The following is a 14037-nucleotide window of genomic DNA, read 5'->3' as shown; positions in this document are numbered from 1 at the left end:
AGCACAGGCACGAAACAAGGGGGGCGGTCGCATGTGGCCGCCCCCTTTTTTGTCTCGCAGTCGGCTTGCCGGAATGCCGGGCGCGGGACGTCGGCGCCGCCTGCCTACGCTCGGGCGATGGTTGCGCGGGGCGATTGCCCGCTTCGGTGCGGGGACTAGAACAAGACAGGGAAGAGGAGGCTAGATGGCCCGGTACGTGACCTTGCACCTGCACAACATCGCCGCGGGGCGAGAGCAGGAATACGCCGCCTGGTTCGATGGCGAACATCGCGCAGCGCTGGCCGGGCTGGAGGGGTTTCTCTCGGCTGACCGCTTCGAGATCGCCGATATCCAGATCATGCCGGACATCGACCAGCCCTGGCGCTTCATGAGCTTCTACGAGTTCGACTACGCGGTGCCCGATCGCGACATTCCAAAGCTTGGCCGCCTGCTCGAGGGCGTGCGCTGCGCCGGCCTGATCGACGATGCCTACGAGAGTGAGCGGCTCTACACCTACAACATGTATTCGGACTGGCATGTCGGCCCCAACTGGGTCGAAGGCAAGCCGCTTTCGGGCATGTTCGTGATCCCCGCCAACATGGTGCAGGGGCGCGAGGAGGACTATCACCGCTGGTACGACGAAGTGCACATCCCCGAAGTCAGCCGCGTGCCCGGCTTCGTGGGCATGAAGCGCGGGCGTCTTGCCGGGACCCAGTGCAATCCGCAGCGCTATTGCCCGGGCGGCGAACTGGTCGTCTGTGCGCACCAGACCGACAACCTGCTGTTCAGCGTCAAGGACTTCTCGGCGCGCGCGCGCGGCGTCTCGCCCAGCGGGATCGCGATGGAGCCGCGCTCCACCGCCGGGTCCTTCGCGCGAACGGTGCATTTCTTCAAGAAGATCAGCGGCCAGGTCTGGGATGGGGGGATCGCCTATGCCGGCGACTTTTCCGCCTATCCCGAGAACTGGGAAACCCAACCGCGACAGGAGGCCTGAGTGGGAAAGACGATCGTTATAACCGGCGCGGGCGAAGGGCTGGGCAAGGCTCTCTCACGCCGTTTCTGCGAAGATGGCGACAAGGTCGTGATGCTCGGCCGCACGCTTGCCAAGCTCGAGACCGCAGCCGCCGGGTTCGGTCCGAACTGCATGGCGGTGCGCTGCGACATCGGCGATCCGGCGTCTGTGCGCGAGGCCTTCGCCGAGATCGCCCGGGTGCATGAGCGGATCGACGTGCTGATCAACAATGCCGCGGTCTATGTGCCCTTCACGCTCGAAGGTGCGCAGGACGAGGACATCCTCTCGCAGGTCACCACCAATGTCGCCGGACCGGTCTTCGTCGCGCGCGAGGCGCTCAAGGCGATGGGGCCGGGTGGCCACGTCATCAACGTCACCAGCGAAACCGTCGAGCTCGCGATCCCGATGCTGTGGCTTTACGCCGCGACCAAGCAGGCGGTCGAGCGGATCGGCAAGGGCTGGCGCGAGGAACTGGGCGCAAAGGGCATTCGCGTCACCACCGTGCGCGCGGGCAAGATGTTCGGCGAGGGCAAGACCGGCAGCGGGTGGTCGATGGAAACCACGATGGCCTTCGCCAAGGCCTGCGCCGAGGCAGGCATGCCGATGCAGGAGCAGCCGATCACCGACTTCTCGTCGCTGTTGCCGACCTTCCGCACCATCGTCGATTCGCCTGCCGACCTCAATCTCGACCTCGTCACGCTTGGCGCGCGCCGCGCGGGCTGACGGTCCGCTCGCCGGTCCATCCAGATACCTGACCTTCCAGACACGGGATACGCCATGACACTTCTTCCCCCGGCTCGCCTCTACATCGACGGAACGCTGCGCGATGCGAGCGGCGGCGCTACCTTCGACATCGTCAATCCCTGGACCGGAGAGGTTGCAGGCGTTGCTGCCGATGCGACGCACGAGGACGTCGATGCCGCGATCGCGGCCGCGCGCCGGGCCTTCGACGAGACCGACTGGGGCGATCCGGCCAACCGCGACAACCGGCTCGCGCTGCTCAGGAAGCTGCGCGCGCTGTTCGAGGACAACAAGGACCGGCTCGCCCAACTCGCCCGCTTCGAGGCGGGCGCGGCGATGGGGGCGGTCGGCATGGCTCATGTCGACAATGCCAACCAGGGCTGGGACGACTACATGGCGGTGTTCGACCAGGTGACCTGGGAAGAGGACCTTGGAAATCGTGATTTCCGCGGCTTTCCCTCGCATCGCAAGGTCGTCTACGAGCCGGTCGGGGTGGTCGCCGCGATCACGCCGTGGAACGTGCCGCACTATGTCAACGTCGGCAAGGTCGTCGCCGCGCTTCTCGCGGGCTGCACGGTGATCCTCAAGCCCGCGCCGGACACGCCGGGAATGGGTGCCATCTGGGGTGAGCTGGCCGAGCAGGCGGGCTTGCCCAAGGGCGTGCTCAACGTGGTCTTCGGTGCTGATCCGGCCGCGGCGGGCGAGCAGCTGGTCACCGATCCGCGTGTCGACCTGATCAGCTTCACCGGCTCGACCGGGGTGGGCAAGCGTATCATGCAGGCCGGTGCCGATACGCTCAAGCGCGTGTTCCTCGAACTGGGCGGCAAGAGCGCCAAGATCGTGCTCGACGATGCGCCCGATTTCGCCCGCGAATGCGCGCAGTCGATGCTGGTCTTCCATGCCGGGCAGGGCTGCGCGGTGCAGTCGCGCCTGCTTGTTCCGCGTTCGCGCTACGAGGAAGCCAAGGCCGGGCTCAAGATGGCCTACCAGGGCTTCGGCGACAACTGGGGCAAGATCGACGAGCCGACGCATATCATGGGGCCGGTCGTCAGCCAGAGGCAGATGGACCGGGTCATGCGCTACATCGAACTGGGCCAGGAAGAGGGCGCGAGCCTGCTCGCGGGCGGCAAGGCCCGGCCGGACAAGACGCCCGAGGGTGGGGCAGGCGGCTATTTCATCGAACCGACCTGCTTCGTCGACGTCGACAATTCGATGCGCATTGCCCAGGAGGAGATTTTCGGTCCGGTGCTCGTCGTCATTCCCTACGAGGACGACGAAGACGCCATCCGCATCGCGAACGAAACGCAATACGGCCTTTCGGGCGGCGTGGTTTCGGCCGATCCGGCACGTGCCGAACGCGTGGCGCGCCGGATACGGAGCGGCTCGATGAGCGTTAATGGAGGCATGTGCATTGCAGGCGACCTGCCGTTTGGCGGGTTCAAGGGCAGCGGCATGGGGCGCGAATGGGGCCTCGCTGGAATCGAGGAGTTTCTCGACAGCAAGGTTATTGCTACGCGCCTTGCTTCCTGACGGGGCCCGGTGTCCCGCGGCAAGGTGACGGAAACGCGGTGAAGTGACGGGCGAATTGAACGATACCAACCTGCAGGGGCAGAAACTCGGCAAGAAAGGCCGCATCACGCGAGAGCGCATCGTGGTTGCCGCGCGCGAGCTGATCGAGGACCCGGACTGCGAGTTCTCGCTCAGCGCGGTGGCGCGCCATACCGGGCTGCGCATGTCCTCGATCTACACCTACTTCTCGGACCTGCCCGACCTGTTTCTGGCGGTGCTCGAGCCGGTCGCCGAGGAAGCGGAGGAGGCCTATCTGCACCTCCTGCGCACGCGCTGGGACGATGATGCAATCGATTCCTGTAGCACCGAGCTGGTCAGCGCTTTTCATGACTACTGGGAGCGGCACAGTCGCCTGCTCCACTTGCGCAACCGCCTGGCCGACCAGCACGAGAAACGGGTCCTGCTCCAGCGCATCGCCATGGCGCGGGTCATCGTCCGGTTGCTGGGCTGGCAGATGGGCGGCGAGCCCGAAACCGTCACCGGCTCGCCTTACGATCTTGCCAGTGTGCTCTACACCGGTCTCGAGCGCGTGGTCACGATCGCCACCGACATCGAACTCAAGTCGCATTATCCGGCGGATATCAAGCCGCGTTTCGAAGGTGCGACGCTGCGTCAGCAATCCCGCCTGCTCGCGCTCGCGATCAGGGACGAGCGTGCGGCAGACAGTCGCTAAGGTGCGGCGCTAAAGAGCAGGCGTTCAACCGAAGTCGGCGTTGCGGCGCTCGACGAGCTTCTCGATCTCTTCCGGGTTGAGAATCCAGGTGCGGGTCTTGCGACCTTCGCGGAACACGGGGCGCGTCAGCAAGATGCGCGCCTGTTCCTTGGCGAAGGGCTTGAAGATCGAGAAGTGCATGACGCACTCGAGCATGGTGCCGATGACCGGCGTCTTGCCGTCGAGATCGATCAGCGTCGCGGGCTGATCCCAGGGAATGTTCATCATTGCTCCGGCCTATCGCGCGGCGAGCCAAATACAAGACTTGAAAAACCGCGCATGACCCTCGTCGCTCGGCCTGCGCGAACTTGTCACTCCGGCTTCCTGCCGCCCAGTTTCGCGACGTAGGCCTCAATCTTCGCGAGGTATTCCGGATTGAGCATGAGCGCACTGTTGGCCATGCGCTCGACGTTGCGGGCGGTGTCGCGCCCGACTTCGGCGGCCATTTCGATGGCGATCTTGGCGGCGCCCATCTGCTCGGCGCTGTTCTTCGTGAGGTGGCGGCAGAAATCGAGCGCGGCCTCCTCGAAGCCCTCGTCGGGCAGGACCTCGTGGACGAGGCCCATGACGTGCGCCTTGTCGGCATCGGCCTTGCGGTTCGCCATGATCAGCCAGCGCGCCCAGTGGGGCCCACAGATGCGGGTCAGGCGGCTGACCCCGTTCGAGGCGGGCAGCACGCCGAACAGGCCTTCGGGGAAGGCGAATTCTGCGCTGGCAGAAGCAAGACGGAAATCGCACGAGAGCGCCATTTCCAGCCCGCCCCCGACGCAAGGAGCATGGACGGCGCACACGATCGGCTTCTCGATATGCTCCATCTCGTCGTAGATGCGGTGCATCCCGAAGAGGCCCTTGCGATGGTTCTCGCGGATGCCGCCCGCCGAGCGCGGCTGTGCTGAGGGCGAGCCGCTGCGCAGGTCCGCGCCCGAGCAGAAGTAGCGCCCGCGCGCGCGGATCAGCATGACCCGCAAGTCCTCGTCGTCGCGCAGCCGCTCGACCGCTTCGTCGAACAGGCGCATTGTCTCGGCCGAGAGCGCGTTGAGCTTGTCGGGCCGGTTGAGCGTCACGACGAGCACGCCGTCGACGATTTCGCTCAGCAGATGGGGTTCCTCGCTCACCAGCTTCTCCTCAGGCGCGGGTGCGCGGCATGCCGAGCGCGCGTTCGGCGATCATCGAGCGGTGGACCTGGCTGGTGCCGCCGTAGATGCGTGTGCCGTGGGCATGGCGATAGGACTGGTTGACCAGCTGCGCGGCCCCCTCGCGCTTGGTCAGCGAGAGCGGCGCGGTGAGGTCGAGCAGGTCGCGCGCATCCTCCATGAATTTCTCGGACGAGAACATCTTGGCCATGGGGCCATAGGCGAGGTTGGGCTTTTTCTCGACCGCGGCCCAGCCGGCGCGGTGCTCGAACAGCTCCGAGACCACCATCGCCGCGCGGGCGCGGGCAAGCCGCGCGCGCGCCTGCGGCTCGTCGAGCAGCGTGGCGTTGCCGCGCGCGATCTCGCGGCACAGCGTCTCGGCGGCCTCGAGATTGGCGAACATGGCATTGGCGAACCCGCCGCCGTGTTCGAGCTCGAGAGCGAGGCTCATCGTGCGCACGCCGCCGTCGACCTCGCCCAGCCGCCATGTGTCGGGCACGTAGACGTTGTCGTAGAAGGTGATGTTGGTGCGTTCGTCCTGGAAGGTGTGGACGGGCTGGATGGTGACGCCCTCGGCCTTGAGCGGCACGATGAACATCGTCAGGCCCTTGTGCTTGGCGACCTCGGTATTGGTGCGCGTGAGCATGAGCACGTAGTCGGCGAGGTTGGCGCCGCTGGTGAACATCTTGGTGCCCTCGATGCGCCAGCCATCGCCATCGCGCGTGGCGCGTGTCTGCGCGGCGAAGACGTCGGACCCCGAGCCCGGCTCGGAATAGCCAAGGCTCGCTATCGCATCGCCCGCAACGATGCGCGAAAGCACCTCGTTCTTGAGTTCGTCGGAGCCTGCACGCGAGATCATCAGGCCGACCATCTCGGCAACGCCCGCCGCCGGGTTTGAATAGCCGTGGCGTTCGAGCGCGCGGCGCGATGCGGCGCGTGCATAGGGTCCGATGCCGCGCCCGCCCAGTTCGGGGCTGGAGAGGAACAGCAGCCGCGCCTCAGCCATCTTCTTGTGCAGCTCGGGGACCCAGCCCTCCCAGCTGTAGTGGAACTTCTCGCGCATTTCGGGCGTGACCTCGGCCGCCATGAAGGCGTCGATCTCGGCGATCATCGCGCGCGCTTCCTCGCCGATGTCGAATTCGACCGGGACCGGTCCGACTTCGGGCATTGGCGCGCGGGCACCGCCGTAGAGCCGCTCGCCGGCCTCGAGCAGCAACTGCGCGGGATCGCCCATGACCAGCGGCCAGGCCTTGGCGCGCAGGGCATAGAGGTAGATGTCGTATTCGGTGGTGAGACCATAGCCGCCGAAGGTCTGGATCGCCTGGCTGACCGCGTTGCCGGCCGCGTCCGCGCCCCACCACAAGGCAAGCGAGACGAGCGCCGACGCGCTGTCCTCGCCGTCAGCGATGGCGCGGATCGCACGCCAGGTCAGCAGCCTGGTGCCATCGACTTCGCACAGGTTGTCGGCGAGCGGGTGGCTGATCGCCTGGAACTGGCCGATGGGCTGGCCGAACTGCTTGCGCTCGCTGGCATATTGGGCGGCCATCTGCACCGCCTTGCGGCCAAGCCCGGCAAGCGCCGCGGCGGTGAGCAGCTTCCATTCCTCGATGGCGGCGGCAAAATGCGCGAGCGCCTCTTCGCCATGGGCGAGAACCTGCCCCTGCGCCTTGGCGAAGTCGACTTCGCACAGGCCGTTTCCGGCGAGATTGTCCTCGTGGGGGCGGGCTGCTTCGGGGACCGAGAACAGCACCAGCGTATCGCCTTTTCGCGCGACCACCAGCTGCGCATGTTCGCCGCCGGGGACGAACTGGAGCGGCTGCTCGGCGATGTCGTGCAATGCCAGCGAGGCGACCTTGTCGCCCCCGGCAATCGCTGCCAGCGCATCGCCGCCTTCATCCGAACCCAGCTGTGCAAGCACGCGCGCGGCCAGAATGGACTCGGCAATCGGGCCGGTGGGCAGGGTGCGGCCCACTTCCTCCATCAGCACGGCGGCATCGAAGGTGCCCAGCCCCAGCCCCTCGGCCTCTTCGGGGACGCGCAGCATGAAGGCGCCCAGCTCGGCCATCTCGGCCCAGAGCCCTGCGTCGAAGCCCGTCTGCTCGTTGGCGCGCAGGCGTTCGGGGGTGAGGCGGTCGTCGAACAGGCGTGCGAAGCTCTCGCGCATCATCTCCTGCTCTTCGGTCAGATCGAAGTTCATCGCTCAGCCCTGCCGCTTGCCCATGAGCTTGGACATGTCGATCTGCCCGGTGGCGAGCGCCCCCATGAAGCCGCCGTCGACCGGCAGGACCACGCCGTTGACGATCGAGGCCAGCGCCGAGTTCAGCAGGACGAGGCCACCGGCCTGTTCTTCCGGCGTCGAATAGCGCCCCATCGGCTCGGCGGCGGCATCGACCACGTCCTTGCCCGAGGCCTCGTGGAAGGTCTTCATCATCGGGGTCTCGGTGGGGCTGGGCAGCGTGCAGTTGATGCGGATGCCCTGCTTGATGAGGCGCGCGCCCATGAACTGGGTCCACACGATCACGTTTTCCTTCGAGAAGGCATAGCCCTCGGCGACGGTCTGGGCGTTCTGCTCGCACCACGCCGTTGCCGCATCCCAGCCCTGGGTGGTGACGAAGGCCATGTTGTCGGGAATGCGCCGGCTCCAGCCAAGGCCCCCGGTCGAGGCGATGTTGGCGATGGCGCTGCCCGCGCGCATCTTGGGCAGGAGCTGCTCGGTCAGGTGGCGAAGGCCGATGAAGTTGACCTTCATGATGTCCATCGGCGGGAACGAGGTCGGCAGGCCAGCGCAGTTGAACAGCGCATCGACGGGACCCTCGATAGCAGCGGCGGCGGCCTCGATCGAGGCCGGATCGCGCAAGTCGATCTGGGTGAAGCTGGCGAGCGGCAGGTCGCAGGCCTTGAAGTCGAGGCCGTGCACTTCGGCGCCGAGGTCGAGCAGCAGCTTGGCAGTGGCATGGCCCATGCCCGAGAAGCAGCCCGACACCACCACGCGCTTGCCCGCGTATCCCAGGAAATCGCTCATTTCTTCAGGTCCTCTCGTTGTTCTCGTTGGTCTGGCGGGGGAGTTTCAGGCCTTTACCGGAGGCCAGATCTGGCGCTCCTCGCCATTGTCGTCCTCGATCACGAAGATGATGCGTTCCGGACAGGCCTTGGCACCCTTGAGCGCGTCCTTCTCCTCGCCCGCCGCGACGTCGAAACCCTCGGTGTCGATATAGCCCTCGTCGTCGAGCGGGTAGAGCGCGGGCGCCACGGCCTGGCAGCGTGCGTTGCCCACGCACTCGCCCTTGCGGATGCTCACTTTCATCGCAGGCTCTCTCCTCGTCGTCTTTGCGTCTTGGCTGTCAGCTAGACCCGATGGGAGGCAGTCAATCAACTTGCCGCCCGCCCAAATCGCGGGCGCGATAGGCGCCTTTGCCCGGGCGTGAGGGCGGCGGGTAGGCGCGGTCATGGCCACTTGCCCGCAGGGTCAATCGCGCGGGCGGTATCGCCGCGCGCAATGCTGAAAATCGGCCGCGCCCGTGCCACAGGAGAGGCAGACAGGCAAAAACTGCACTCGCGGAGAGATTTCATGGCAACACATCCGGTCAGCCCAGCCGTTCCCAAGCCGGACCATGTCCCGGACGCGCTCGTCTACGACTTCGATTTTCACTACGACCCGGTGCTGATGCGCGAAGGCCATGGCCGCATCGCCGAAATCGCGCGCGAGGCGCCGCCGATCTTCTGGACCCCGCGCCAGGGCGGGCACTGGGTCGTCGCGAGCCATCACGCGGTCTACAATGCCCAGCGCTCGCCCGAGATCTTCAGCAACGGGCCGGTCCCCTACGAGATGATCGCGGCGCACAACGCCACGCTGCCCGATGACAAGAAGTCGCTGATCCCGCTGCCGATCACGGTCGATCCGCCGCATCACGACACTTATCGCAAGCCGCTGAACAAGACCTTCAGTCCGAAGAACATGCTGGCGCTCAAGGACCGCATCCGTGCGCTCGCCGCCGAACTGGTGGGCAAGATCAAGGACAAGGGGCAGTGCGAGTTCATGGCCGAAGTTGCCGAGCCGCTGCCGACCACGATCTTCCTCGATATCTTCGGCCTGCCGCAGGACAAGCAGCGCGAATACCGCGATCTCGTCTCGCAGCACCTGCATGAGACCGACATGAACCCGGCCGCAGTTCAGAAGCGCCTGCGCGAAGTGGCCGACGTCATGCGCGAGACGATCCTCGCCCGGCGCGACGAGCCGCAGGGCGACGTGCTCTCGATGCTGTGGCAGTCTGAGTTCGAGGGTCGGCCCGCAACGCTGCACGACATCGAGAACTACGCGGTGATGCTCTTCGTCGCCGGTCTCGACACGGTGATGAACGGCATGGGACTGGGCGTGCGCCACCTCGCCTCGGACCCCGAGCTGCAGGCGAAACTGCGCGCCGACATGTCGCTGGTGCCCGAGGCCGCCGACGAGATCCTGCGCCGCTATACCTTCACCGTCCCGCCGCGCTTCGTCCACCAGGACGCCGAGTTCGAGGGCGTGGCGATGAAACGGGGCGAGATGGTCCTGATGTTCCTGCCCTCGGCCGATCTCGATCCCAAGGAATTCAAGTCGCCCGAGGACTACAACCTCGCGCGCGAGAACAAGGCGCACATTGCCTTCGGCACGGGTCCGCACCGCTGCCTCGGCTCGCACCTCGCGCGCATCGAACTCCAGGTTCTCTACGAGGAAATGCTCAAGGCCTTGCCGGAATTCAGGCTCGATCCGGAAAAGCCGGTCACGTTCCACGGTGGCAACGTGATCGGTCCCGACCAGCTCCATCTGGTCTGGGAGGCATGAGCTTCGGCGCTGCCCGTCCGCGCCCCCGGCTCGACCGCGACAACCGCGCGTTCTGGACCGGGGGCGCGCAGGGGCACCTGATGATCTGCCGATGCGGCGATTGCGGCAAGTGGCTGCATCCGCCCCAGCCGCTGTGCCGGGGCTGCTGGAGCGAGAACGTTGCAGCCCAGCCGACCTGCGGGCGCGGCGTGGTCGATAGCTACACGATCAATCACCAGCCCTGGATGCCGGGGCTGGAGGTGCCCTTCGTGATCGCGCGCGTCGCGCTCGAGGAGGATCCCTCGATCTATCTCACCACCAACATCGTGGGCTGCGCGCCCGAGGATGTCGCGGTGGGCGATGCGGTTCAGGTCACCTTCGAGGAGGACGAGGGCATCTTCTTCCCGCTGTTCGAGAAGGTGGCGCAATGAGCGCCAGCGAAGCCTATGTCACCGGCGTCGGCATGTCCGAAGTGGGCGTGCGGCTCGAACGCCATCCGCTGCTGCTCACCCTCGATGCCGTGCGCGAGGCGCTCGACGATGCGGGGCTCAGGCCCGAACAGATCGACGGTGTCGCGACCTATCCGGGCAAGATGCAAGGCTTCCTCGGCTTCTCGCCGGTCTCCTCGGACGACGTGATCGAGGCGCTGGGGCTCTCCACGCGCTGGCACCTCGGCGCTGCCGAGATGACCGCGCAGCTCGGCGCGATCTCGGCGGCGGCGATGGCGGTCAAGGCGGGCCGGGCCCGCCACGTGATCTGCTTTCGCACCGTCTACGAGGCAGGCGCGATGGCGGACCCTGCGAACTATCCGCCTCCACGCCGCACCGAGGTAACCGGGGCCTCGCAGTGGACCGCGCCGTTCTATGCGATCTCGGCGGCGACCTGGGTCGCGCAATATGCCACGCGCCACATGGCGCGCTACGGCATGACCCGCGAGCAGCTCTCGCAGGTCGCGCTCAACGCGCACCGCAATGCCGCGCTCAATCCGCGCGCCATCGTGAAGGAGCCGCTCACGAGCGAGAAGTACTTCGCGGCAAGGATGATCTCGAGCCCGTTCTGCCTTTACGACTGCGACCGCTTCTCCGACGCCGCGACGGTGGTGATCGTCTCGGCGGGCGATGCGCTCGACGAGGTCAAGACGACGCCCGTCCGCATCGCCGCCACGGCCGGTTCGGTCGAGCGCTATAGCTGGGACCAGGCCGAGTGGCCCGGCTCCTATCCGACCGGCAAGGCGCTTTGGAAAAACTGCGACTACGGTCCTGCGGACATCGACGTGGCGCAGTTCTACGACGGGTTTGCCTTCCACCCGATCACCTGGCTCGAAGGGCTCGGCATCTGCGAGGTGGGCGAGGGGCATCGCTTCATCGAGGGCGGCACGCGCATCGCGCTCGACGGGGAGCTGCCGCTCAACACCGGCGGTGGGCAACTGGGCGCAGGACGGCTGCACGGCTTCGGCTTCGCGCACGAGAGCGTGATCCAGCTGCGCGGGCAGGGTGGTGCACGGCAGGTGGCGGGCAATCCGCGCGTGGCCGTCGCGACGAGCGGGGGCGGGCCGATGGCTGCCGCGCTGCTGCTGACGCGGGACTAGGCCATGGTGCGCGCAGCCTTGTCGAACGAGACCTTCAGCGGCGGTGCGTTTCACCGCGCCATCGCGATCCTGCCGGGGCAAGGTACGGTGACGGCGCTGGTCGAGGATGACCTGCACCACATGCGCGTCACGCTCGGGCACGACGGCACGTTCATTACTGCGATCGAGGGCGAGATGATCCGGGCGCCCTGGTCGACCTGCCCCGGTGCGCCTGCGGTGCTCGCGGCAACCTTCACCGGCGCCCGGCTCGCCGAGGCCGGAACGGTGGGCGCGAAGAAGCAGAACTGCACGCACCTGTTCGACATCGCGGTGCTCGCCGCAGCCCATGCGCTCGACGCCGCGCCCACGCGCTACGACCTGTGCGTCGAGGATCCCGAGGACGGAGTGCGTCACATGACCATCGCGCGCAACGGCACGCACGAGATGGCCTGGGTCGAGCGTGATCGCCGCTTCGTCGAGCCGCCGGCCATTGCCGGGATGGGCTACAAGGACATGGGCGCGTGGATCGCCTCGCTCGATCCTGCGCGCGAGGAAATGGCGCGGCTGCTGCGCGGCTCGGCGGTGATCTCGCACGGGCGGCAGATTCCGATGGAAAAGCAATCGAATGCCATGCGCATTCCGCCCAATTGCCACACCTTCCAGCCCGGCCAGCGCGAACGGGCCAGGCGGATCAGCGGCATCCACGACTTCACCGAGGCGATGGATCGCCCCCTCGATGGGCTTGGCTGAGCCGATGCGCTAGAATTGTGTGCAACGAGATATAAATGACGGAGAGACGGTCATGGAAATGAACGACATGGTGCTGATCAGCGTGGATGATCACATCAGCGAACCGCCCGACATGTTCAAGAATCACCTCTCGGCCAAGGACCTCGAGGACGCGCCGCGCTTCGTAACCGACGCCCAGGGCAAGGCGGCCTGGGAATACCAGGGCATGTACCTGCCCTCGGTCGGGCTCAACGCGGTGGTCGGTCGTCCGATGAACGAATACGGGATGGAGCCGACCGCGCTCGATCAGCTGCGCGCGGGCGTCTACGATGTCCATGCGCGGGTCGAGGACATGGACGTCAACGGCATCGCCGCCTCGGTCAACTTCGGCTCGGTGTTCGACTTTGCCGGCGGGCGCCTGCACCGTGCCAAGGACAAGGATCGCGCGCTGGTGCACCTGCGCGCCTACAACGACTGGCACAAGGACGAATGGTGCGACGCCTACCCGGCACGCTTCATTCCCTGCGGCATCCTGCCGACCTGGAACATGGATGCCTGCGTCGAGGAGATCCACCGCCTCGCGAAGAAGGGCTTCAAGGCGGTCTCGGTCAGCGATGCCCCGACCGTGCAGGGCCTGCCCAGCATCCACAATGAATACTGGGAGCCGTTCTGGAAGGCGATCGTCGACACCGACCTGACGATCTGCTGCCACATCGGCGCGGGCAACCCGGCGCCGCATGCCTCCGAGGAAACCCCGATCGAGGCATGGATCACCACCATGCCGATGTCGATCGCCTATGGCGCGGCCGACTGGCTGCAGCTCCAGGCCCTGCACAAGTACCCCAGCTTGCGCATCGCGCTCTCCGAAGGCGGAATTGGCTGGGTGCCCTATTTCCTCGAGCGATCGGACTTTTCCAACTGGCGGCACAAGGCCTGGACCAATTCGGTGTTCCAGGACCTCAAGCCCAGCGAGATGTTCCGCCGCCACTTCCTGAACTGCTTTATCGATGACCAGTTCGGGCTGCAGAACATCGAGTACATCGGCGAGGACAACATCGCCTACGAGACCGACTACCCGCATTCGGACACGCTGTGGCCCGAAGTGCCCGAGCATCTCTACAAGGCGATCCGCCACCTTACCGATGCGCAGATCGACAAGATCACGCACCAGAACGCGATGCGCTGGTTCAACTTCCCGCTGTTCGAGCTGGGCAGGAAGGAAGATCTCACCGTCGGCGCGCTGCGCCAGCGGGCCGAGGCCGCCGGGGTCGACACCTCGCCCAAGAGCTCGGGCGGCGATCGTCCGGTCGAGGAAGGCACGACGCGCCCGATCACCTCGGGCGATCTCATGCGCATGTTCTCGCAGCACGACAAGCGCAAGAAGGAAAGCGCCTGAGCGCACGGCAAGGGTAACGGGCTTCCTGCACGAACGACTGGGGTAACGGCGTTCGTGCAGGAAACCATCAGGTGCTGAAAGCAATCGCGACGGCACCCAGAGGGGCCGGGTCGGAAAGACCTGGTCCCTTTTTTGTACCTGCGGTTGGCGAGCCTACGGTCTCGTAGAAAGGGCCGGCCCATGGACACCGGCCCTGAGGAAACACGCGAAGACCGGTTCTGCCTCGCAGTGGTGTGCAGGTGGTGCGAGCACAGGGCAGCGGGCTCTGGCTGCCGGGTTTATCTGGCGCAGCGTAGCTATCCGGCGGCCCAGCTTGGGCCCAGGGTCGTAGCGAGGAGCGGTGCCCGGCCGGCAGGCCGAGGCGAACTGTGCGGCAGGCTTGTGCAGGCTTGCTCGTGTCT

General features: G+C 66.3%; 14 protein-coding genes. 9 read left to right on the top strand and 5 right to left on the bottom strand.

What is annotated here, in order from left to right; all coding sequences use genetic code 11:
* Window positions 1–184: 184 nt before the first annotated feature.
* The 4 genes from I5E68_RS16875 to I5E68_RS16860 are packed head-to-tail and all read left to right on the top strand — an operon-like array spanning window position 185 to window position 3974.
* A complete protein-coding gene (locus I5E68_RS16875; RefSeq protein ID WP_197166168.1) occupies window positions 185–973 on the top strand; it encodes a hypothetical protein in 789 nt (262 codons plus the stop codon).
* Window positions 974–1714 carry an SDR family oxidoreductase gene (locus I5E68_RS16870; protein ID WP_197166166.1) on the top strand — a complete coding sequence of 247 codons (741 nt, stop codon included), beginning with the start codon at window positions 974–976 and terminating at the stop codon, window positions 1712–1714.
* A 54-nt stretch (window positions 1715–1768) separates the two neighbouring features.
* Window positions 1769–3262 (top strand): aldehyde dehydrogenase family protein, encoded by a 1494-nt coding sequence (locus I5E68_RS16865; RefSeq protein ID WP_197166165.1) that lies wholly within the window; start codon window positions 1769–1771, stop codon window positions 3260–3262.
* Window positions 3263–3317: 55 nt separating this feature from the next.
* Window positions 3318–3974: a TetR/AcrR family transcriptional regulator gene (locus I5E68_RS16860; RefSeq protein WP_197166164.1), complete on the top strand. Its 657-nt coding sequence runs from the start codon at window positions 3318–3320 to the stop codon at window positions 3972–3974.
* Window positions 3975–3998: 24 nt separating this feature from the next.
* On the opposite strand, the gene I5E68_RS16855 is transcribed toward I5E68_RS16860, so the two are convergent.
* The 5 genes from I5E68_RS16855 to I5E68_RS16835 all read right to left on the bottom strand — a co-directional run bounded on the left by I5E68_RS16855 (window position 3999) and on the right by I5E68_RS16835 (window position 8450).
* Entirely contained in the window at window positions 3999–4241 is a 243-nt protein-coding gene (locus I5E68_RS16855) for a hypothetical protein (RefSeq protein WP_197166163.1), read from the bottom strand.
* Between the two features lie 83 nt (window positions 4242–4324).
* Entirely contained in the window at window positions 4325–5131 is an 807-nt protein-coding gene (locus tag I5E68_RS16850; RefSeq protein ID WP_197166302.1) for an enoyl-CoA hydratase/isomerase family protein, read from the bottom strand.
* 7 nt (window positions 5132–5138) lie between these two features.
* The gene (locus I5E68_RS16845; RefSeq protein ID WP_197166162.1) at window positions 5139–7343 is read right to left on the bottom strand and encodes an acyl-CoA dehydrogenase family protein; all 2205 of its coding nucleotides are present in this window, start codon (window positions 7341–7343) and stop codon (window positions 5139–5141) included.
* Between the two features lie 3 nt (window positions 7344–7346).
* On the bottom strand, window positions 7347–8168 hold the full coding sequence (locus I5E68_RS16840; protein WP_197166161.1) for a coniferyl-alcohol dehydrogenase: 822 nt from the start codon (window positions 8166–8168) through the stop codon (window positions 7347–7349).
* A 45-nt stretch (window positions 8169–8213) separates the two neighbouring features.
* Complete coding sequence (locus I5E68_RS16835; protein WP_197166160.1) at window positions 8214–8450, bottom strand: ferredoxin; 237 nt, start codon at window positions 8448–8450, stop codon at window positions 8214–8216.
* 264 nt (window positions 8451–8714) lie between these two features.
* On the opposite strand from I5E68_RS16835, the gene I5E68_RS16830 reads away from it, so the two are divergent.
* From I5E68_RS16830 to I5E68_RS16810, 5 genes are read left to right on the top strand one after another with little or no spacing between them, the layout of a single operon-like run.
* Window positions 8715–9965 (top strand): cytochrome P450, encoded by a 1251-nt coding sequence (locus I5E68_RS16830; protein WP_197166159.1) that lies wholly within the window; start codon window positions 8715–8717, stop codon window positions 9963–9965.
* Entirely contained in the window at window positions 9962–10375 is a 414-nt protein-coding gene (locus I5E68_RS16825) for a Zn-ribbon domain-containing OB-fold protein (RefSeq protein ID WP_197166157.1), read from the top strand. The genes I5E68_RS16830 and I5E68_RS16825 overlap by 4 nt, the downstream gene beginning before the upstream one ends.
* Window positions 10372–11532: a thiolase family protein gene (locus tag I5E68_RS16820; RefSeq protein WP_197166147.1), complete on the top strand. Its 1161-nt coding sequence runs from the start codon at window positions 10372–10374 to the stop codon at window positions 11530–11532. The genes I5E68_RS16825 and I5E68_RS16820 overlap by 4 nt, the downstream gene beginning before the upstream one ends.
* Before the next feature lie 3 nt (window positions 11533–11535).
* Window positions 11536–12261, top strand: a complete 726-nt coding sequence (locus I5E68_RS16815; RefSeq protein WP_197166145.1) for a DUF2889 domain-containing protein — start codon at window positions 11536–11538, stop codon at window positions 12259–12261.
* A 52-nt stretch (window positions 12262–12313) separates the two neighbouring features.
* A complete protein-coding gene (locus I5E68_RS16810) occupies window positions 12314–13636 on the top strand; it encodes an amidohydrolase family protein (RefSeq protein WP_197166144.1) in 1323 nt (440 codons plus the stop codon).
* The last annotated feature ends 401 nt before the right edge of the window (window positions 13637–14037 follow it).

This window comes from Novosphingobium aureum (assembly GCF_015865035.1).
Classification (GTDB): Bacteria; Pseudomonadota; Alphaproteobacteria; order Sphingomonadales; family Sphingomonadaceae; genus Novosphingobium; species Novosphingobium aureum.
The sequence above is the reverse complement of the archived record's forward strand: the minus strand, read 5'-3'. Positions and strand labels throughout refer to the sequence as shown.

Coding starts and splice junctions, on each gene's coding strand:
- I5E68_RS16820 (WP_197166147.1), top strand. CDS start 10,372: ATGAGCGCCAGCGAAGCCTATGTCACCGGCGTCGGCATGTCCGAAGTG.
- I5E68_RS16825 (WP_197166157.1), top strand. CDS start 9,962: ATGAGCTTCGGCGCTGCCCGTCCGCGCCCCCGGCTCGACCGCGACAAC.
- I5E68_RS16810 (WP_197166144.1), top strand. CDS start 12,314: ATGGAAATGAACGACATGGTGCTGATCAGCGTGGATGATCACATCAGC.
- I5E68_RS16875 (WP_197166168.1), top strand. CDS start 185: ATGGCCCGGTACGTGACCTTGCACCTGCACAACATCGCCGCGGGGCGA.
- I5E68_RS16845 (WP_197166162.1), bottom strand. CDS start 7,343: ATGAACTTCGATCTGACCGAAGAGCAGGAGATGATGCGCGAGAGCTTC.
- I5E68_RS16815 (WP_197166145.1), top strand. CDS start 11,536: ATGGTGCGCGCAGCCTTGTCGAACGAGACCTTCAGCGGCGGTGCGTTT.
- I5E68_RS16855 (WP_197166163.1), bottom strand. CDS start 4,241: ATGATGAACATTCCCTGGGATCAGCCCGCGACGCTGATCGATCTCGAC.
- I5E68_RS16840 (WP_197166161.1), bottom strand. CDS start 8,168: ATGAGCGATTTCCTGGGATACGCGGGCAAGCGCGTGGTGGTGTCGGGC.
- I5E68_RS16865 (WP_197166165.1), top strand. CDS start 1,769: ATGACACTTCTTCCCCCGGCTCGCCTCTACATCGACGGAACGCTGCGC.
- I5E68_RS16830 (WP_197166159.1), top strand. CDS start 8,715: ATGGCAACACATCCGGTCAGCCCAGCCGTTCCCAAGCCGGACCATGTC.
- I5E68_RS16835 (WP_197166160.1), bottom strand. CDS start 8,450: ATGAAAGTGAGCATCCGCAAGGGCGAGTGCGTGGGCAACGCACGCTGC.